Origin of the sequence: Thalassobaculum sp., assembly GCF_965223715.1 — a bacterium.
Classification (GTDB): Bacteria; Pseudomonadota; Alphaproteobacteria; order Thalassobaculales; family Thalassobaculaceae; genus Thalassobaculum.
Map to the genome: position 1 here is coordinate 1,504,738 of NZ_OZ245012.1, position 16,889 is coordinate 1,521,626.

20 protein-coding genes are annotated in these 16,889 nt (G+C 66.3%); 3 read left to right on the plus strand and 17 right to left on the minus strand.

From position 1 onward, the window contains the following. Nucleotides 1-75 precede the first annotated feature (75 nt). The gene (locus ACOQOP_RS07010; RefSeq protein WP_420565606.1) at nt 76-1,263 is read right to left on the minus strand and encodes an MFS transporter; all 1,188 of its coding nucleotides are present in this window, start codon (nt 1,261-1,263) and stop codon (nt 76-78) included. Between the two features lie 200 nt (nt 1,264-1,463). Here ACOQOP_RS07010 and ACOQOP_RS07015 point away from each other — a divergent pair, with 200 nt between their 5' ends. Then, a complete protein-coding gene (locus ACOQOP_RS07015; protein ID WP_420565607.1) occupies nt 1,464-2,159 on the plus strand; it encodes a PAS domain-containing protein in 696 nt (231 codons plus the stop codon). On the opposite strand, the gene ACOQOP_RS07020 is transcribed toward ACOQOP_RS07015, so the two are convergent. The 10 genes from ACOQOP_RS07020 to rpiB form a co-directional block, all read right to left on the minus strand. After that, nucleotides 2,116-2,595 carry a flagellar basal body-associated FliL family protein gene (locus tag ACOQOP_RS07020; RefSeq protein ID WP_420565608.1) on the minus strand — a complete coding sequence of 160 codons (480 nt, stop codon included), beginning with the start codon at nt 2,593-2,595 and terminating at the stop codon, nt 2,116-2,118. The genes ACOQOP_RS07015 and ACOQOP_RS07020 overlap by 44 nt on opposite strands. Nucleotides 2,596-2,609: 14 nt before the next feature. After that, nucleotides 2,610-3,602, minus strand: a complete 993-nt coding sequence (gene thiL, locus ACOQOP_RS07025; protein WP_420565609.1) for a thiamine-phosphate kinase — start codon at nt 3,600-3,602, stop codon at nt 2,610-2,612. 21 nt (nt 3,603-3,623) lie between these two features. Beyond that, nucleotides 3,624-4,124 carry a transcription antitermination factor NusB gene (gene nusB / locus ACOQOP_RS07030; protein WP_420565610.1) on the minus strand — a complete coding sequence of 167 codons (501 nt, stop codon included), beginning with the start codon at nt 4,122-4,124 and terminating at the stop codon, nt 3,624-3,626. 8 nt (nt 4,125-4,132) lie between these two features. Continuing rightward, on the minus strand, nt 4,133-4,576 hold the full coding sequence (ribH, locus tag ACOQOP_RS07035) for a 6,7-dimethyl-8-ribityllumazine synthase (protein WP_420565611.1): 444 nt from the start codon (nt 4,574-4,576) through the stop codon (nt 4,133-4,135). Between the two features lie 16 nt (nt 4,577-4,592). Then, nucleotides 4,593-5,747 (minus strand): 3,4-dihydroxy-2-butanone-4-phosphate synthase, encoded by a 1,155-nt coding sequence (ribB, locus tag ACOQOP_RS07040; protein ID WP_420565612.1) that lies wholly within the window; start codon nt 5,745-5,747, stop codon nt 4,593-4,595. Beyond that, nucleotides 5,747-6,376 (minus strand): riboflavin synthase, encoded by a 630-nt coding sequence (locus ACOQOP_RS07045; RefSeq protein WP_420565613.1) that lies wholly within the window; start codon nt 6,374-6,376, stop codon nt 5,747-5,749. Before ACOQOP_RS07045 ends, ribB begins: the two co-directional genes overlap by 1 nt. A gap of 9 nt (nt 6,377-6,385) precedes the next feature. Continuing rightward, the gene (ribD, locus tag ACOQOP_RS07050; RefSeq protein ID WP_420565614.1) at nt 6,386-7,507 is read right to left on the minus strand and encodes a bifunctional diaminohydroxyphosphoribosylaminopyrimidine deaminase/5-amino-6-(5-phosphoribosylamino)uracil reductase RibD; all 1,122 of its coding nucleotides are present in this window, start codon (nt 7,505-7,507) and stop codon (nt 6,386-6,388) included. 25 nt (nt 7,508-7,532) lie between these two features. After that, nucleotides 7,533-8,003 (minus strand): transcriptional regulator NrdR, encoded by a 471-nt coding sequence (gene nrdR / locus ACOQOP_RS07055; RefSeq protein WP_420565615.1) that lies wholly within the window; start codon nt 8,001-8,003, stop codon nt 7,533-7,535. A 20-nt stretch (nt 8,004-8,023) separates the two neighbouring features. Beyond that, a complete protein-coding gene (glyA, locus tag ACOQOP_RS07060; protein ID WP_420565616.1) occupies nt 8,024-9,331 on the minus strand; it encodes a serine hydroxymethyltransferase in 1,308 nt (435 codons plus the stop codon). 83 nt (nt 9,332-9,414) lie between these two features. Next, nucleotides 9,415-9,864, minus strand: coding sequence for a ribose 5-phosphate isomerase B (gene rpiB, locus ACOQOP_RS07065; protein ID WP_420565617.1), 450 nt, complete (start codon nt 9,862-9,864; stop codon nt 9,415-9,417). A gap of 326 nt (nt 9,865-10,190) precedes the next feature. Here rpiB and ACOQOP_RS07070 point away from each other — a divergent pair, with 326 nt between their 5' ends. Then, on the plus strand, nt 10,191-10,640 hold the full coding sequence (locus ACOQOP_RS07070; protein WP_420565618.1) for a MucR family transcriptional regulator: 450 nt from the start codon (nt 10,191-10,193) through the stop codon (nt 10,638-10,640). A 41-nt stretch (nt 10,641-10,681) separates the two neighbouring features. Here the strand turns inward: ACOQOP_RS07070 and ACOQOP_RS07075 are convergent, their stop codons facing one another. Further along, complete coding sequence (locus ACOQOP_RS07075; protein WP_420565619.1) at nt 10,682-10,885, minus strand: DUF6898 family protein; 204 nt, start codon at nt 10,883-10,885, stop codon at nt 10,682-10,684. A gap of 80 nt (nt 10,886-10,965) precedes the next feature. Between ACOQOP_RS07075 and ACOQOP_RS07080 the strand changes: the two genes are divergently transcribed. Next, on the plus strand, nt 10,966-12,195 hold the full coding sequence (locus ACOQOP_RS07080; RefSeq protein WP_420565620.1) for an acyl-CoA dehydrogenase: 1,230 nt from the start codon (nt 10,966-10,968) through the stop codon (nt 12,193-12,195). 181 nt (nt 12,196-12,376) lie between these two features. On the opposite strand, the gene ACOQOP_RS07085 is transcribed toward ACOQOP_RS07080, so the two are convergent. The 5 genes from ACOQOP_RS07085 to ACOQOP_RS07105 form a co-directional block, all read right to left on the minus strand. Further along, a complete protein-coding gene (locus ACOQOP_RS07085) occupies nt 12,377-12,802 on the minus strand; it encodes a hypothetical protein (protein ID WP_420565621.1) in 426 nt (141 codons plus the stop codon). Nucleotides 12,803-13,679: 877 nt separating this feature from the next. Then, nucleotides 13,680-13,931: a DUF1467 family protein gene (locus tag ACOQOP_RS07090; RefSeq protein WP_420565622.1), complete on the minus strand. Its 252-nt coding sequence runs from the start codon at nt 13,929-13,931 to the stop codon at nt 13,680-13,682. A gap of 8 nt (nt 13,932-13,939) precedes the next feature. Then, entirely contained in the window at nt 13,940-14,344 is a 405-nt protein-coding gene (gene mce, locus ACOQOP_RS07095) for a methylmalonyl-CoA epimerase (RefSeq protein WP_420565623.1), read from the minus strand. A gap of 15 nt (nt 14,345-14,359) precedes the next feature. Further along, a complete protein-coding gene (locus ACOQOP_RS07100) occupies nt 14,360-16,039 on the minus strand; it encodes a ribonuclease J (RefSeq protein ID WP_420565624.1) in 1,680 nt (559 codons plus the stop codon). After that, nucleotides 16,036-16,854, minus strand: coding sequence for a type III pantothenate kinase (locus ACOQOP_RS07105; protein WP_420565625.1), 819 nt, complete (start codon nt 16,852-16,854; stop codon nt 16,036-16,038). Before ACOQOP_RS07105 ends, ACOQOP_RS07100 begins: the two co-directional genes overlap by 4 nt. Nucleotides 16,855-16,889: the final 35 nt, after the last annotated feature.

Genomic DNA, 16,889 nt, shown 5'->3' on the forward strand with positions numbered 1-16,889 from the left:
CCCCCGGTTCAAAAGCCCAATGGACAATAGCAAAGATTGCTGTCCATTCAACTATCCCCGGTTTTTCTAGGGCTTTCAGGCAGCCGCGGCGCGGCGGCGGCTTCCGTACCAGATGAGGGCGATGCCGACGGCGACGGCAAGCGGCAGAATCCCGAGATTAACCGCCTGCCAGCCGAAGTTATGGTTGACGTAGCCCGACGAGAACGCCGCCACGGTGGAGGCGGAGAACACCAGGAAATCGCCGAAGCCCTGAACCTTGGCCCGCTCCGCCGGACGGTACGACTCGGTGAGAAGCGTGGTTCCGCCAATGAACAGGAAGTTCCAGCCGATGCCGAGCAAGACCAGGGCGGAGAAGAACTGCAGCAACTCGATGCCCGAGAAATTGATGGCGATGCACAGCAGGTAGGCGAACACCCCGGTCAGCATGATCCGGATAACACCGAAGCGGTTGATCAGCGACCCGGTGAAGAATGACGGGGCGAACATGCCGACCGCGTGCCACTGGATCACCATGGCGGAGTCGTGGAACGCGAATCCGCAATCCTCCATGGCCAGCGGCGTGGCGGTCATCACGAAGGTCATGCTGCCATAGCCGACCATCGCCCCCATCACGGCGACCAGGAAGGTGGGCTGGCGGGCGATCTCCAGCAGCGGCCGGCCGCTCTCGGCCCGGCTTTCCGCACTGGGACGCGGGATCTGCACGAAGGCCAGGAACACCAGGCTCAGCGCCTGCACCACGGCGATCGCCACGAAGCTGCCGGCGAACATGATTGGCGCGAACCAGTCGTAGGACGCCTTGGTCAGCTCCGGGCCGAGCAGTGCCGCCACCACGCCACCGGCCAGCACCAGGGAGATCGCCCGCGGCCGGAAGCTGTCCGACGCGGTATCGGCGGCGGCATAGCGGTAGAGCACCGCGAAGCCCTGGAACGAGCCGATCAGCATGGAGGCGAGGCAGAACAGCAGGAAATTGCCTGAGAAGATCGCCGACACGCCGATGAACGCCCCGGTCACGCCGATCAGCACACCGGTGACGAAGCCAAGGCGCCGGCCCACATGGCGCATGTAGAGCGCGGCCGGCATGGTCGTCAGCATCGTGGCGGTGAACTGGAACGCCAGCGGCAGCGTGGCATAGGCCGGGTCCGGCGCGAGCGTTTCGCCCGCCAGGGCCGTCACCGTCATGTTCATGATCATCCCGGACATCGACAGCGCCTGGCAGATCGCCAGCAGCACCACATTCTTGACCGAGGGATCGCGCAGAGACATTCGGGAGGCTCCTGGGAGAGCGGAGTTCCGCGGATCGCGGGCGGAAACCGGAAAAGGGCGGGACCAGACCCCTACTCCCCGCAGCCCATGGCGTCCAGCCCCGAACACGGTCGACACCGGGCGGGGTGGCCGTCTTCGCAAGATGTTAACGATTGATCTGATAGGCGGACACGCTGTCAGGAGACCGTCCAGATACCGCCATGCCACATGCCACCACGTCCGACGCGTACCGATCCGGAGAAACACTTCTCGCGCTCTGCCGGCAACGCCTGCGTTTTCAGCCGACGCTTGCGATCGCCGAACTCTGGATCTCCTCCCTGCTGACGGCACCGACGGGCGACCTGCCGGGCTTCGATCCGCTGGACGCGGCGCCGCTCCTGCCTCACCTCTACCTGCTGGACCGAGACGGCGACGCCCTGCGCTATCGGGTGTCGGGAGAGTCGGTAAACGACCTGTTCGGCTCAAGCCACACCGGCAAGACCTTGAGGGACGTCGTGCCCTCCGGGATCTACGATCTGGTGGCGCCGTATTTCCGCGACGTCTTCGACTTGAAGGCCTGCATCTTCAAGGGCCATGTCATTCATCGAGGCTACAGCGCGGCCGAGTTCGAGCGACTGCTGCTGCCGGTCCGCCGTAACGGCGCCCTCCAGCTCCTGGGCGTCCTCGCTCTGAGCACGACCTGCGCGCCGCGGACCGACGGTGCCGCGCCCGCCCCCGTGGAGAACGGCTTCCATTTCACACAGTTCGCGCTGTCGGACGGCACGGTGACCGAGACGCACATACCTCTACGGGAGCTGCCGGTGGACGAACTGCCGTTCAAGGAGCACGTGCGCCAGCGAGGGCGCAGCACACTTACCCGAGCGGGCGCTCAAAAAGGTTCTGGAACAATATGTTGACGATATAACCTTCACCTATTGTCTCACCTAGCTTGGCGAGCAGCCGTTCCTTCAGGAACTGCCGGTCCGAGATCCCCGGTTCGATATCCAGGGCGGCCAGGGCGTGGACGTAGGTCAGGATCGTGTCGATGATCCGCGGCATCTGCTGGTTCACATAGGCCTGCTTCTCGCCGAACTCGACCTCCAGCAGGATGTCCATCACAAGGAAGCGCGAGACGTCGCCGTCCTCGAAGATCGGGATGGTCAGCGGATCGACGTCGATCAGCGTGGTGTTCTCCGGCTTCTTCTCCTCCACCGGCTCCGTCGGCTCCGCCACCTCGATGCCCATCAGTGTCTGGAGCTGGGGCGGCAGAAGGTCCGGGGCGAAGGAGGCCACGCCGAACAGGCCGCCGCCGACCAACGCGAGCAGAACGACGAGGATAATCAGGATCTTCACCGCTCAGCGCTCCGTCAGAAATGGCTCCAGCCCCGGGCGGTCAGCCCGTCGAGCGGGGCGCCGCGATGGTCGAGCACCTCGACCCCGGCGCCGGACTCTACCCGACCGATACGGGTGACGGATACGCCCGCGTCGCGGCCCGCTGCCTCGATCTCCGGCGCAGCCTCCTGCGGGGCGGTGAACAGCAGCTCATAGTCGTCGCCGCCGGTCAGCACCTCGGCGAACAACTCGGGATCGTCGCTGACCAGTTCGGCCACCGAGTCCGAGACCGGAACGGCGGGGGCGTCGATCACCAGACGGCAGTCGGAATGGGTGGCGATGTGCCCCGCGTCCTGCACCAGCCCGTCCGAGACATCCAGCCCGGCGGCGGCGCGGCCGGCCAGCAGCGGCCCCAGGGCCACCCGCGGCCGCGGCAGGCGGTAGCGGTCGGCCAGATCGGCGAACCGGACCGACAGCTGCCCCTGGGCCACCCGCAGGCCGAGCGCGCCGTCGCCGATCGTGCCGCTGACCCAGAGGTCGTGCCCGGGCTTGGCGGCGGAGCGGCGCAGGAGCCGATCGGGTCCGCCGATCCCGAAGGCGGTGATCGAGAGGGTGATTGGGCCTTTGGTGGACACGCTGTCGCCGCCCAGCAGATGGATGCCGTACTCCGCCTGGTCGGCCGCCAGGCCTTCAGAGAACGCCCTGAGCCAGCGCTGCGGCTCCGCCATGTCCTTCGGCAGGGCCAGCGCCAGGGTATACCCGTACGGGGCCGCGCCCATGGCGGCGAGGTCCGACAGGTTCACCCGCAGCGCCTTGCGCGCGACCAGGTCCGGCGGATCGTCGGGCAGGAAATGGATGGATGAGACCAGGGCATCGACGGTGACCACCCATTCCCGTCCGTCGGCAAGCGCCGGCAGGGTGGCGGCATCGTCGGTCAGGCCGAACGCGCCCGGCGCCCCCTCTGCCAGGGGCGCGAAGAAGCGGGCGATCCGGTCGAATTCGCCGAGCGGCTCGGAGTCCTCGGTCATGCCCGGATCACCCCTTTCCGCTCAGTCGGTCCGGTCGGCGATCTCGCCCTCGCGCAGCAGGCGCGCGAGCCGGTCGAGCACGGCATTCACCAGCGCCGGCTCGCGTCCGGAGAAGAAGTCGCGGCCGAGTTCGACATACTCGGTGATCACCACCTTGGCCGGGACGTCGCCGAAGGACAGCAGCTCGTAGGTGCCCAGGCGCAGGATGGCGCGCAGCAGGACCTCCAGGCGGCCGAGGTTGAAGTCCGGCTCCAGCGCGTTGACCAGCATCGGGTCGATGGTGGGCATGTCGCCCACCGTGCCGAGCACCAGCTTCTCGAAGAACAGGGCGTCCACCGGGCGCGACTCGGCGTCGTCGACGATGCCGCTGAAACCGCGCGAGACGAAGGCCGGCACCACCTCGTGGGGCGACGCCTTGGCCACCTCGATCTCGTACAGCGCCTGGGCGGCGGCCAGACGGGCCAGACGGCGGGCAACGGTCTTGCCGCGGCCGTGCTTGGCGGATTTGCCGGACTCGCTCATGCCGTCGCTCATGACAGCGCGAACTGATGGCGCAGGGACACCATCGCCAGGCAGGCCTCGGCGGCGTCCCGGCCCTTGTTCTTCTCGCTGACCCGGGCGCGGGCCCAGGCCTGGTCGCCGTTCTCCACGGTCAGGATGCCGTAGCCGATCGCCAGGTTCTCGCGCACCGACAGATCCATCAGGCCCCGCGCGCTCTCGCCGCAGACATAGTCGTAATGGGTGGTCTCGCCCCGGATCACGCAGCCGAGCGCGACGTAGCCGTCATAGGCCACCCCGCCCTTCAGCGAGCCCTGATGGGCCATCGAGATGGCCCCCGGGATCTCGAAGGCGCCAGGCACGGTCACGCGGTCGTACTCGACCCCGGCGGCCTCCAGATGCTGCACCGCGCCGCGCACGAGCTCGTCGGCGATGTCCTCGTAAAACCGGGCTTCAACGATCAGGACTCGGGACATGGTCTTGTTCTTCTTCTCACTCGTCGACGGGGATCGGACGCTGCTCGACAACGCTCAGGCCGTAGCCGTCGAGCCCGATGATGGTTCGTTTGGTGTTGGACAGCAGCACCATCTCGTGGATGCCCAGGTCTAGCAGGATCTGCGCACCCACACCGTAGTCGCGCAGCTCCGCATGGGGCACCCGGCCCTCGGCCTCGGCGCGCAGCTTGTCGCGCACCCGGTCGGAGAGCGAAGTGGCGCTCGGCTCGCGGATCAGCACGACCACACCGCGTCCGGCCTCGCCGATCAACTTCATGGCGGAGCCCAGGGTGCCGCCGCGCTTGCCGCTGTCGTCGCCCAGCACGTCGTCCAGGACGTTCAGGGCGTGCATGCGGACCAGCACGGGATCCTTGGTGGTGATGTCGCCCTTCACCAGGACCACATGCTCCGCATAGGTCACCTTGTTGGTGTAGACGATCATCCGCCAGTCGCCGCCGAACTTGCTGCGCAGGGTGGTCTCCACCGCGCGGTCGACGACGCTCTCGGTGCGCCGGCGATAGGCGATCAGGTCGGCGATCGTGGCGATCTTCATGTTGTGGAACTGGGCGAACTGCACCAGGTCCGGCAGGCGGGCCATGGTGCCGTCGTCGTTCATGATCTCGCAGATCACGCCGGACGGGTTCAGCCCGGCCATGCGGGCGATGTCGACCACCGCCTCGGTATGGCCGGCGCGCACCAGGGTCCCGCCCTCGCGCGCCATCAGCGGGAAGACGTGGCCCGGGGTGACGATATCCTCGCGGCCGCGCTGCGGGTCGATGGCGACTTGAATGGTATGGGCGCGGTCATGGGCCGAGATGCCGGTGGTCACGCCGTCGCGGGCCTCGATGGAGACGGTGAAGGCGGTCTCGTGCCTTGTCTCGTTGCGCGACGACATAAGCGGCAGGCCGAGCTTGTCGATCCGCTCGCGGGTCAGCGACAGGCAGATCAGCCCGCGGGCGTGCTTGGCCATGAAGTTGATGACTTCCGGCGTGGCCATCTGGGCGACCACGCAGATATCGCCCTCATTCTCCCGGTTCTCGTCATCGACCAGGATGAACATCCGTCCGGAGCGGGCCTCCTCGACGACTTCCTCGATTGAGGAGAGCGCGCCGGTATAGACCTCCGACAGGGATTGCGGTTGCTGCTCGGACATCACGATCCATTCGTTCGGCTGATCAGCGACGAGACGGGCACCGTCCCGGTCTCGGCGAGGCGCGCAACGTACCGCGCAAGAAGATCCACTTCCATGTTCAAATTATCGCCCACCGAGCGCTCGCGGAACGTGGTGTGGTCCCAGGTATGGGGGATCAGGTTGAGCTCGAAGCGCCGCCCCTTGACCGCGTTCACCGTCAGCGACACGCCATCCAGGCACACCGACCCCTTGGTGGCCACGAAACCCTCCAGGCCCGCGGGCGCCTCCACAGACAGCCGGTGGCTGTCCCCGTCCCGCTCGACCGCGACCAGCTTGGCCAGGCCGTCCACATGGCCGGTGACCAGATGACCGCCCAGCTCGGAGCCGAGGGTCAGGGAGCGCTCCAGGTTGATCGGCGTGCCCTCGACCCAATTGCCGAGCGTGGTCTTCGACAGGGTCTCGGCGGAGACGTCGACGGAGAAGCTGTCGGCCGTCTTCTCGACGACGGTCAGGCAGGCGCCGCCGCAGGCGATGGAGGCGCCGATATCGACACTGTCCATGGCATAGCTGGTGGCGATGACGAAGCGCGTGTCGCCGCGCCGCTCGACCGACCGCACGCGGCCGATATCTGTGATGATTCCTGTGAACATGGCCGCAACCTATGTCCGACGGCGCAGAGTTTCCAGAGTATCTGCACCAAGACACTCGATCCCGTCCGACCTGAATCGGGGCGCGCCGGCCAGATCGGTCACCGAGAGCCCCTCCAGGGCCGCCCGTCCGTCCCCGCCGATGGCGATCGGGGCGCGGAACAGGGCCAGGGTATCGACCGCATCGGCGCGCAGGAAAGCAGCGGCCACGGCCGCCCCGCCCTCCACCAGAACGGAGTTGATCCCGCGCACGCCGAGGGCCTGAAGCACCGCATCGACGGCCGGTCGGCCCCCCGCATCCGTGGCGACGGTCAGAACGGTCACGCCCCAAGCTTCCAGTCCCTTCCGGCGGGCGGCATCCGCCCCCTCCCCGCCGATCACCCAGGTCGGGACATCCGTCGCGGTGGCGGCGAGACGGGAAGACGGCGACAGGGACAGGCCGGTATCGAGCACCACCCGCACCGGCGACCGGCCCTCCAACCCCGGCAGGCGGCAGGTCAGGTCCGGATCGTCCGACTTGGCGGTGCTGGAGCCGATCAGGATGGCGTCGTGTCGGGCGCGCATCAGATGGCCCCTTGCCCGCGCCTCCGCCCCGGTGATCCAGCGGCTTGCCCCGGTCGCCGAGGCGATGCGCCCGTCCAGGCTGGTGGCAAGCTTCAGGGTGACGGAGGGCCGGCCGGTGCGATTGCGGGACAGATAGCCGGCGAGATCGGCTTCGGCCGCGGCGGTCTCGACGCCGGTCACCACCTCGATCCCGGCGGCGCGCAGCATCGCCAGGCCGCCGCCGTCGACCCGCGGGTCCGGGTCGGTCACGGCGACCACGACCCGGGCGACGCCCGCATCGATCAACGCCTGGGAACAGGGCGGGGTGCGGCCCCAATGGGCGCAGGGCTCCAGGGTGACATAGGCGGTCGCGCCGCGCGCCGACGCACCGGCCATCGCCAAGGCATTGGCCTCGGCATGGGGGCGCCCGCCGTCGGAGGTGCGGGCCCGGGCGACGATCTCGTCGTTTCGCACCAGCACGCAGCCGACGGAGGGGTTCTCCGCCGTGCGGCCGAGCCCGCGCCGGGCAAGCCGCAGCGCGACCGCCATGAAACGGCGGTCGGCTGCGGTGATGGAGGATGCGGAGGTCATGGGGGACCGCCCTGCCTTTCGGCGGTCAGTCGTCGATGAAGTTGCCGCCGCTCTGGATTTCCTCGACGAAGTTCTCGAAGTCCTTCGCCTCGCGGAAATTCTTGTAGACCGAGGCGAAGCGCACATAGGCGACCGGGTCCACATTGGCGAGCGCGTCCATGACCATCTCGCCGATGACCTCGGACGGGATCTCGCTCTCGCCCATGCTTTCCAGGCGACGGACGATGCCGGTCACCAGGCGCTCTATGCGCTCGGGATCGACCGGGCGCTTGCGCAGCGCGATCTGGATCGACCGCGCCAGCTTGTCCCGGTCGAACGGCGCGCGCTTGCCCGTCTTCTTGACCACCGTCAGCTCCCGGAGCTGCACCCGCTCGAAGGTGGTGAAGCGGGCACTGCATTCCGGACAGAACCGGCGGCGGCGTATGGCGGTGTTGTCCTCGGTGGGACGGGAATCCTTCACCTGGGTGTCTTCATTCCCGCAGAACGGACAGCGCATGCCTCTACTCCCTCACTCGCTCAGGCCGCGTCCGGATAGATCGGGAAGCGGTTGCACAACGCCTCGACCTTGGCCCGGACCTGGGCTTCGACCTGGCCATCGCCCTCCGGGTTGCGCGCCAGACCGTCCAGCACATCGCCGATCAGCTCGCCGACCTGGCGGAATTCGGCGACGCCGAAGCCGCGGGTGGTGCCGGCCGGGGTGCCGAGACGCACGCCCGAGGTGATCATCGGCTTCTGCGGATCGAAGGGCACGCCGTTCTTGTTGCAGGTGATGCCGGCGCGCTCCAGGGCGTGCTCGGTATCGCGGCCGGTCAGGCCCTTGGGCCGCAGGTCGACCAGCATCAGGTGGCTGTCGGTACCGCCGGACACGATGTCGAGTCCGCGCCCCTTCAGCACCTCGGCGAGCGCCTTGGCGTTGTCGACCACGGCCTGGGCATAGGCCTTGAACTCCGGCCGCAGCGCCTCGCCGAAGGCCACCGCCTTGGCGGCGATTACATGCATCAGCGGACCGCCCTGCAGACCCGGGAAGACGGCGGAGTTGATCTTCTTCCCGATCTCCTCGTCGCGGGACAGGATCATGCCGCCGCGCGGGCCGCGCAGGGTCTTGTGGGTGGTGGTGGTCACCACGTCGGCATGGGGCAAGGGGCTCGGCAGCACGCCGCCGGCGACCAGACCGGCGAAATGGGCCATGTCGACCATGAACAGGGCGCCGACGCTGACGGCGATCTGACGGAAGCGCACGAAGTCGATCTCGCGCGGATAGGCGGAGCCGCCGGCGATGATCATGGCCGGCTTATGCTCCTTCGCCAGGGACGCGACCTGATCGTAGTCGATCCGGCCCTCCTCCTTGGTCACGCCGTATCCGATGGCGTTGAACCACTTGCCCGACAGGTTCGGCTTCGCTCCGTGGGTCAGGTGGCCGCCGGCGTCCAGCGACATGCCCAGGATGGTGTCGCCCGGCTTCAGCAGGGCCAGGAACACCGCCTGGTTGGCGGACGCGCCGCAGTGGGGCTGCACGTTCACGAACGGGCAGTCGAAGAGCTTCTTGGCCCGGTCGATGGCGAGCTGCTCGGCGATGTCGACGAACTCGCAGCCGCCGTAGTAGCGCCGACCCGGATAGCCTTCCGCATACTTGTTGGTCAGCACGGAGCCCTGGGCTTCCAGCACGGCGCGGGAGACGATGTTCTCCGAGGCGATCAGCTCGATCTGCGACTGCTGGCGGTGCAGTTCCTTGGAGATCGAGCCCAGCAGCTCGGCATCGCTTTCGGCCAGGCTGGCGCCGAAGAAGGTCTCGGCATTGGTATGAAGATCATTGGCGAGGGTCATGAAGAGATCGGTCTCCTTCGGACCTCAGTCTGGTGTCAGGTGGTAGCGGTTTCGCTCGGCGCCGGCCCTGCGACGGGAGCGCCTTATAGCTCCGGCGGCGTGGTCATCTTGCCGACCCGCCTTGCGTGGCGGTCGCCGCCGAACTCGGTGGTCAGGAACGTCTGTAGGCAGTCCCGGGCGACCTCGACGCCGAGCAGCCGCCCGCCCAGGGCGATCACATTGGCGTCGTTATGCTCGCGGCACAGCCGCGCGGTGGTCACATCGTGACACAGAGCGGCGCGCACCCAAGGGTATCTGTTGGCCGCCATGCTGATTCCAAGCCCGGTGCCGCAGACCAGCACGCCGCGCGCCGCTTTGCCGTCCTTGAGCGTCCGCGCCATTTCTATGGCGAAGTCCGGATAATCGACCGACGCGTCACCATCAGTACCGAGATCCAGCACCTCGAATCCTTGTCCGCGCAGAAATTCCGCGAGGTCGGACTTCAGCGGGAAACCGGCATGATCGGACGCAATGGCGATCGCGGCAGAGGTCATTGTCAAAGGCTCCGGGGCAAGTTCGACCCTATATAAGCCAACTTGGCCGTGCGATGCCACAAAAGCTGGCACGAGTCGCTATTGAATTCCTGAGCGCTTTCCCCACCTGCCAACCATCCGCGGGAACGTTTGCCGCATCCAGCGCGATTGTCCCGCGATTGGCGCAAGTGACAAATTTCATGGGCAAATTATTTCAACATCGATGCAATAAGTGCTGGTGCATACTTAATGTTAGTAGGTGAAATTCTTGCCGAGTGTGTTGACTTCCTTTTCGGCTTGTGTCAGCCATGTAATCTGCAATGTTCCCCACAAAATTGAGCTTTTCAATGAGCGAAGATACCAAGACTGAAACGGCCGCCGGTAAATCGATGATCGAGATGACGACCCAGGTCGTCGCGGCTTATCTGAGCAACAACTCGGTCGCCTCCAATCAAATCGCGGAGGTGATCAACACGGTGCACGACGCGCTCAACAATCTGACCGAGGGCGGTGGCGAGCCGGAGCCGGAGCCGCTGAAGCCGGCCGTTCCGGTGAAGAAGTCGGTGACGCCCGATTACATCGTCTGCCTGGAAGATGGCAAGCAGCTGAAGATGCTGAAGCGTCACCTGCGCACCACCTACGACATGACTCCAGAGGATTATCGGGCGAAGTGGGGGCTGCCGGCCGATTATCCGATGGTGGCGCCGAACTACGCGGCCCAGCGGTCCGAGTTCGCCAAGAAGATCGGCCTTGGCCGTCAGACCTCCCGTCGCGGAGGCCGTCGCAAGAGCGCGTAACCGCCGCCTTCCGACGTGTGGGATATTGGACGGCCGTCGGCTTACCGGCGGCCGTCTTTCTTTTGCTTGTCCATCACATACTGCAGCTTGCGGATCGCCAGCTGGCGCAGCGCTGCCTCGCCACGGGTCGGATCGCCGACGATCGACACTTCCGTTCCCGTGACCGGATCAATGGCGCTCACCTTGACGTAGGCGCCCCTGGGGATGAACTCCAAAATCACTCGGTTGTCGTCTCTGGGGGGCATTCTCGTCTCTGGATGTTTGGACGGCGCGCATCACCGCCGTATATAAGAACGAACGCACCAAGATTACGAGGTAGATCGACATGGCCCCGCCCGTCGCCGCCGTCGCTGACAAGCCGGCAACCGAAATCAAGAAGCGTCCCGATTTCGCCTGGGATGATCCGCTCCTGCTCGACGACCAGCTCACCGAAGAAGAGCGGATGATCCGAGACGCGGCCCGCGACTACTGCCAGGAAAAGCTGCTACCGCGGGTTACCGAAGGGTTCCGTCACGAAACCTTCGACCGCGACATCATGACCGAGATGGGCGCGCTGGGCCTGCTCGGCGCCACCATTCCCGAGGAGTACGGCGGCGCCGGCGTGAACCACGTCTGCTACGGCCTGATCGCCCGCGAGGTCGAGCGCGTCGACTCGGGCTACCGCTCGGCCATGTCCGTGCAGTCCAGCCTGGTCATGCACCCGATCTACACCTACGGCTCCGAGGAGCAGCGCAAGAAGTACCTGCCGAAGCTCGCCAGCGGCGAGTGGGTCGGCTGCTTCGGCCTGACCGAGCCGGATCACGGCTCCGATCCGGGCGGGATGAAGACCCGGGCGGTGAAGGTCGACGGCGGCTACAAGCTGTCCGGCGCCAAGATGTGGATCACCAACTCACCGATCGCCGACGTGTTCGTGGTCTGGGGCAAGACCGAGGACGGCAAGATCCGCGGCTTCGTGCTCGAGAAGGGCATGGAGGGACTGTCGGCGCCGAAGATCGAGGGCAAGTTCAGCCTGCGCGCCTCCATCACCGGCGAGATCGTCATGGACGGCGTGTTCGTGCCGGAAGAGAACCTGCTGCCGAACATCTCCGGCCTTGGCGGTCCGTTCGGCTGCCTGAACAAGGCCCGCTATGGCATCTCCTGGGGTGCCCTGGGTGCGGCCGAGGCCTGCTGGCACGCCGCCCGCGACTACACCATGGAACGCACCCAGTTCGGCCGTCCGCTGGCCGCCAACCAGCTCATCCAGAAGAAGCTGGCCGACATGCAGACCGAGATCACCATCGGCCTGCAGGCCTGCCTGCGTCTTGGTCACCTGCTGGACCAGGGCCGCGGCGCGCCGGAGGCGATCTCGCTGGCCAAGCGCAACTCCTGCGGCAAGGCGCTCGACATCGCCCGCATGGCCCGCGACATGCACGGCGGCAACGGCATCTCCGACGAGTACGGCGTGATCCGTCACGTGCTGAACCTGGAGGCCGTGAACACCTACGAGGGCACCCACGACGTGCACGCCCTGATCCTCGGCCGCGCCCAGACCGGCCTGCAGGCGTTCACCGGGTAAGACACACGTTCAGGGAGGGCCCCGCGGCTGCGGAGCCCTCCTACTGACGTCATCCTGACGCACGTCAGGATCTGCGGTGCGGAGGCGCCAGAAGCCCGATCCTGACGTGCGTCAGGATGACGGGGGCGGCGATACCGGCAAAGATTAACTCCTGACGTGCGTCAGGATGGCGGAAGGGTAGCTACCGCGCCTCGGCCGCCTTGCAGAGGTCGGCCAGGGCGGCGGTCTCCGCATTGTCGAGCCGCTCGCCGTTGAAGGTCAGCGCACCGGACAGCAGGTCGTACTTCACCGTCCCCACCACCGCCTCACCGCGCGGCGCCAGCACCGTGTCCGACGCCACCCCGTAATTCGACAGCAGGTCGTAGGTCACGTCGAAGGTCACCTCCGTCGGCGTCTTGATCGTCACCGAGCCCGGCAGGTCGGCCGGGGCCACGGGATTGCCGTTCACATCGACGCCCGGCTTGTAGGCGACGTCGCCGCTCGGCTGGTGGCGCACCAGACGCTGGCAGTCCGTCGCCGTCACGGTGATGGTGGAGGCCCCGGCGGTCGACTCGCCTGCTATGGCGAGGAACAAACCGAGGGTTGCGGCCAGAGCCAGGCGGCTCACGCGATCCGGCGACCTTCCGAACGTAAAGCGACGCGCGTCCATGACCGTTTCTCCTAACAGCGAGATACAAACATACTCGTTAGGATGCGAACGTGTTCAAAAATTGTCCGCAAAGCGCTTTTTTTGTCGACGCGCCCGGAATGATCCCCTATCTTTCGCGGGCAAAGAAAAGACCGCACCGGCGTAGCCGGCACGGCCCGAGTTTAGGGAGGAAACGCCATCAGGCGTATGTGATCGCCAACGATCACAGTCAGGAAAATAGGCCTGACAAAAGGGAGTGGCAAGGCTTTATCGCCTCAGCCGCTCTTTTTTTTGGCAAAAAACATGTGACTGTGCATTTTTTAGGCAATTGTCACTTTAAGCGGCGGGCATTTGGCACAGTATTGTGCATCGCAAAATAATTCCGCACTGCAACAGCCGCCCTCACGCTTCGAAGGTCTTCCCGGCCTTGCGCCGGGATCGAGAACAGGAGGCGCTGGAGCCCCCGAAATAGTCGTGAGTCGGCGCGGCGAGGGTCCCGCCAGGGTCCAGACGACCAGCCGCTGGAACGGTCGAGATCTTCCTGAAACGCTCCGGCAAGCGTCTCGCTCGATCCCGGCGCGGAGCCGGGAAGGCGTAGGAGCGGAGATCTAGTCGCCTGCCCGTGATTTCGTTCACCGAGCCTGACGAACCAACTCTTCTGGCAACCTCTTTCCTATCCCTCTTCCCGGCCTTGCGCCGGGGCTTAGAAAAGGGGCTGCAGGACCGTTCGAAGAGTTCCTGAAGCGCTCTCGCGAGCGTCGCCCTCGGTCCCGGCGCGGCCCCGGATTAAATCCGGGGCGGGAAAAGGAAGAGCAAAACAAGGATCGTGACGCGAGGAGACCAACGCCCCCTGCCCTCACATCCAGTCCTTGATCATGTCGCGGAACGAGATCAGGTCGGAGCGGACGATCTGGTTGACGATCACCCAGACCACGGCGGCGATCGCCGTCGTCGCAACCAGCTTCGCCGGCAGCATCGTCTTCTGCGGTGCGCCGACATCGTTGCCCGGCACCACCTCGGTCTCGCGGCGCACGCCGACCGGCAGGACCATGAACAGGATCCACCACCACAGGATCACATAGACGACAATTCCGGAAACCAGATCCATCGCCGCGCTCAGACCTGCTCGAGTTCGACCAGGGTCCCCGCGAAATCCTTGGGGTGGAGGAACAGCACCGGCTTGCCATGGGCCCCGATCTTCGGCTCCCCGTCGCCCAGCACCCGCGCGCCCGCCGCCTTCAGCCGGTCGCGGGCGGCCAGGATGTCATCCACCTCGTAGCAGACATGGTGAATGCCGCCCGAGGCGTTCTTCTCCAGGAACCCGGCGATCGGCGAGCCCTCGCCCAGCGGGTGCAGCAGTTCGATCTTGGTGTTCGGCAGCTCGACGAAGACCACCGTGACGCCGTGCTCCGGCAGGTCCTGGGGCTGGGATACCGCCGCCCCCAGGGTGTCGCGGTAGGTGGCGGTGGCCGCCCCCAGATCGGGAACGGCGATGGCGACATGGTTCAATCGGCCGATCATGGTCTCAAGGCTCCGTCAGATCCTCACGATATGGACGTCGGTCACCGGGCGTTTGTTGAACTCGTCGCGCACGATGCGCCGCACCATCCGCCGGGCCGCCTCGCGCACCGCATCGTCCTCGCGCCGGTCGCGGGCCGACATCTTGCGCAGGGCCTCCTCGATGCCGTCGGCGGCGTCCAGGGCAACGTCCTCGGCATCCTCCGGGTCGGCGATACCGACCAGGGAGACGATGGGATCCGCCTGGAGGTTACCCTTGGCATCCAGCACCAGGGTGACCGTCGCGGCGCCGTTGTGCAGCATCCGCCGCCGGTCGCGCAAGGTTTCCGACTGCAGGCCGAGGATCTGGCCGTCATCGACGACCTGGGCCCCCTCGCCCTCGATCCATTCCACGATCTCGGCATGACCCGCCGACAGGCGGATCAGGCTGCCGTTGGACGGGACCACACTCTCCGGCACCTGGCAGGCCTTGGCCAGCCGCGCGTGCTCGCGCAGGTGGCGGGCGTCGCCATGGACCGGGATCGCGATCTGCGGCCGCAGCATCTGGTACATCTCGGCTAGTTCCTCGCGGGCCGGGTGGCCGGAGACGTGGATGCCGGGCTGGTCCTCGGTGGTGATGATCTCCACGCCGCGGGCCGAGAGCCGGTTCTGCACCCGGGCGATCGCCCGCTCATTGCCGGGAATCTGGCGCGAGGAGAAGATGCAGATATCGCCCTCGCCGAGCGACACATGCGGATGGGCACCGTCTGAGATCCGCGCCAGGGCCGCCCGGGACTCGCCCTGGCTGCCGGTGCAGATCAGCACGATCTTGTCCTCCGGGAAGTAGCCGGCCTCGTCCTCCTTGACGAAGGTCGGGGCGTCCTGGAGGTAGCCGTTCTCCTTGGCCGCGTCGTGCATCCGCCAGAGCGAGCGGCCGACCAGGGCACATTGCCGGTCGTTCGCGGCCGCCGCCATGGCGATGCTTTCCAGCCGGGCGACGTTGGAGGCGAAGCAGGCGACCGCGATGCGGCCCTTGCCGTCATACTGGGCGAACAGCTCGGTCATCGCCATGCGCACCTCGGCCTCGGAGCCGGTGCGGCCGGGCACGAACACGTTGGTGCTGTCGCCCATCAGCGCCAGCACCCCCTCCTCGCCCACCGCGCGGATGGCGTCGAAATCGGTCGGCTTGCCGACGAAGGGCGTAGGATCGAACTTCCAGTCGCCGCTATGCACGACCGTGCCGGCGCCGCAGCGCAGGACGATCATGTTCGGCTCGGGGATCGAATGGGTCACCCGGATCATCTCGATCTCGAACGGACCGATGACGGCCGTGCCGGAGACCGGGATCTCGATCAGCTCCACCTTCTCCAGCAGCCCGGCATCGACCAGCTTGCGGCGCACCAGGGAGGCTGTGAAGGGCGTGCAGTAGATCGGGCAGCCCAGCCGCTCCCACAGATAGGGCACGGCACCGATATGGTCCTCGTGCCCGTGGGTCAGCAGCAGGCCACAGAGCTTGTCCTTATGGGGCTCGATGGACGAGATGTCCGGCAGGATGACATCCACGCCGGGCGTGGTGTCGTCGCCGAAGGTGATGCCGAGATCGACCATCAGCCATTGTCCGGCATAGCCGTACAGGTTGACGTTCATCCCGATCTCGTCGGAGCCGCCAAGCGGCAGGAAGTAGAGGTCGTCGTCGTTGGGGTCGAGCGTCAGGGTCATGCGGCTCCCATCTGCTCCCGGTTCTTGTCATGTATCATGCGTAATCCCGCCAATGTCAGGTCGTCGTCCACGATTTCGATGACGGAGGTCCAGTCGGCGAACAGCGCCGCAAGCCCCCCGGTGCCGACCACCTTCATCGGCCGGCCGTATTCGGTTCGGATCCGCGCGACCAGCCCTTCGATCATCGCCACGTATCCCCAGAAGATCCCGGAATGCATGGCCGCGCGCGTGTTCTTGCCGATCACCCGGACCGGATCGTTGTCGCCGGGCATCCGCTCCGGCGGCCGGATCGCCACCCGGGGAAGCTGGGCCGCAGCCATGTAGAGGGCGTCCAGGCTTAGATTGATGCCCGGGCAGATGATGCCGCCGGCATAGCCGCCATCGTCTTCCACGACATCGAAGGTGGTGGCCGTGCCGAAATCGACAATGATCAGCGGCCCACCATACAGCTTGTGCGCCGAGACCGCGTTCACAACCCGGTCGGCACCGACCTCTTCCGGCCGGTCGATCCGCACTTCGATGCCAAGCTCGGTCGGCCGCTCCCCGATCACCATCGGATCGATGCCGAAATGCTTGCGGCACAGGGTCTTCAGGTTGAACAGCGTCGCCGGCACCACGGTGGCGATGATCACGCTCTCGATGCCCCTGGTATTCAGCGCGTCCAGCGCCATGAGCTGGGTCAGCCACACGGCGTATTCGTCCGCGGTCCGGTCGGCATTGGTCGAGGTGCGCCAGGAGCCGATCGGCTCCTCGCGCCCGTCTTCATAGACGGCGAACACCGTGTTGGTGTTGCCGCAATCGATCACCAGCAGCATCTGTCATTCCCGGACGTGGCAATCACCGGACCGCC

Bases quoted from the DNA above. Each gene is read 5' to 3' on its own strand.
- ACOQOP_RS07045 (WP_420565613.1), bottom strand. From the start codon at position 6,376: ATGTTCACAGGAATCATCACAGATATCGGCCGCGTGCGGTCGGTCGAG.
- ribB (WP_420565612.1), bottom strand. From the start codon at position 5,747: ATGTCCGAGCAGCAACCGCAATCCCTGTCGGAGGTCTATACCGGCGCG.
- ACOQOP_RS07075 (WP_420565619.1), bottom strand. From the start codon at position 10,885: ATGCCCCCCAGAGACGACAACCGAGTGATTTTGGAGTTCATCCCCAGG.
- mce (WP_420565623.1), bottom strand. From the start codon at position 14,344: ATGATCGGCCGATTGAACCATGTCGCCATCGCCGTTCCCGATCTGGGG.
- ribD (WP_420565614.1), bottom strand. From the start codon at position 7,507: ATGACCTCCGCATCCTCCATCACCGCAGCCGACCGCCGTTTCATGGCG.
- ACOQOP_RS07100 (WP_420565624.1), bottom strand. From the start codon at position 16,039: ATGACCCTGACGCTCGACCCCAACGACGACGACCTCTACTTCCTGCCG.
- ACOQOP_RS07090 (WP_420565622.1), bottom strand. From the start codon at position 13,931: ATGGATCTGGTTTCCGGAATTGTCGTCTATGTGATCCTGTGGTGGTGG.
- ACOQOP_RS07105 (WP_420565625.1), bottom strand. From the start codon at position 16,854: ATGCTGCTGGTGATCGATTGCGGCAACACCAACACGGTGTTCGCCGTC.
- ACOQOP_RS07080 (WP_420565620.1), top strand. From the start codon at position 10,966: ATGGCCCCGCCCGTCGCCGCCGTCGCTGACAAGCCGGCAACCGAAATC.
- rpiB (WP_420565617.1), bottom strand. From the start codon at position 9,864: ATGACCTCTGCCGCGATCGCCATTGCGTCCGATCATGCCGGTTTCCCG.
- ribH (WP_420565611.1), bottom strand. From the start codon at position 4,576: ATGTCCCGAGTCCTGATCGTTGAAGCCCGGTTTTACGAGGACATCGCC.
- ACOQOP_RS07010 (WP_420565606.1), bottom strand. From the start codon at position 1,263: ATGTCTCTGCGCGATCCCTCGGTCAAGAATGTGGTGCTGCTGGCGATC.
- glyA (WP_420565616.1), bottom strand. From the start codon at position 9,331: ATGACCCTCGCCAATGATCTTCATACCAATGCCGAGACCTTCTTCGGC.
- thiL (WP_420565609.1), bottom strand. From the start codon at position 3,602: ATGACCGAGGACTCCGAGCCGCTCGGCGAATTCGACCGGATCGCCCGC.
- nusB (WP_420565610.1), bottom strand. From the start codon at position 4,124: ATGAGCGAGTCCGGCAAATCCGCCAAGCACGGCCGCGGCAAGACCGTT.
- nrdR (WP_420565615.1), bottom strand. From the start codon at position 8,003: ATGCGCTGTCCGTTCTGCGGGAATGAAGACACCCAGGTGAAGGATTCC.
- ACOQOP_RS07070 (WP_420565618.1), top strand. From the start codon at position 10,191: ATGAGCGAAGATACCAAGACTGAAACGGCCGCCGGTAAATCGATGATC.
- ACOQOP_RS07015 (WP_420565607.1), top strand. From the start codon at position 1,464: ATGCCACATGCCACCACGTCCGACGCGTACCGATCCGGAGAAACACTT.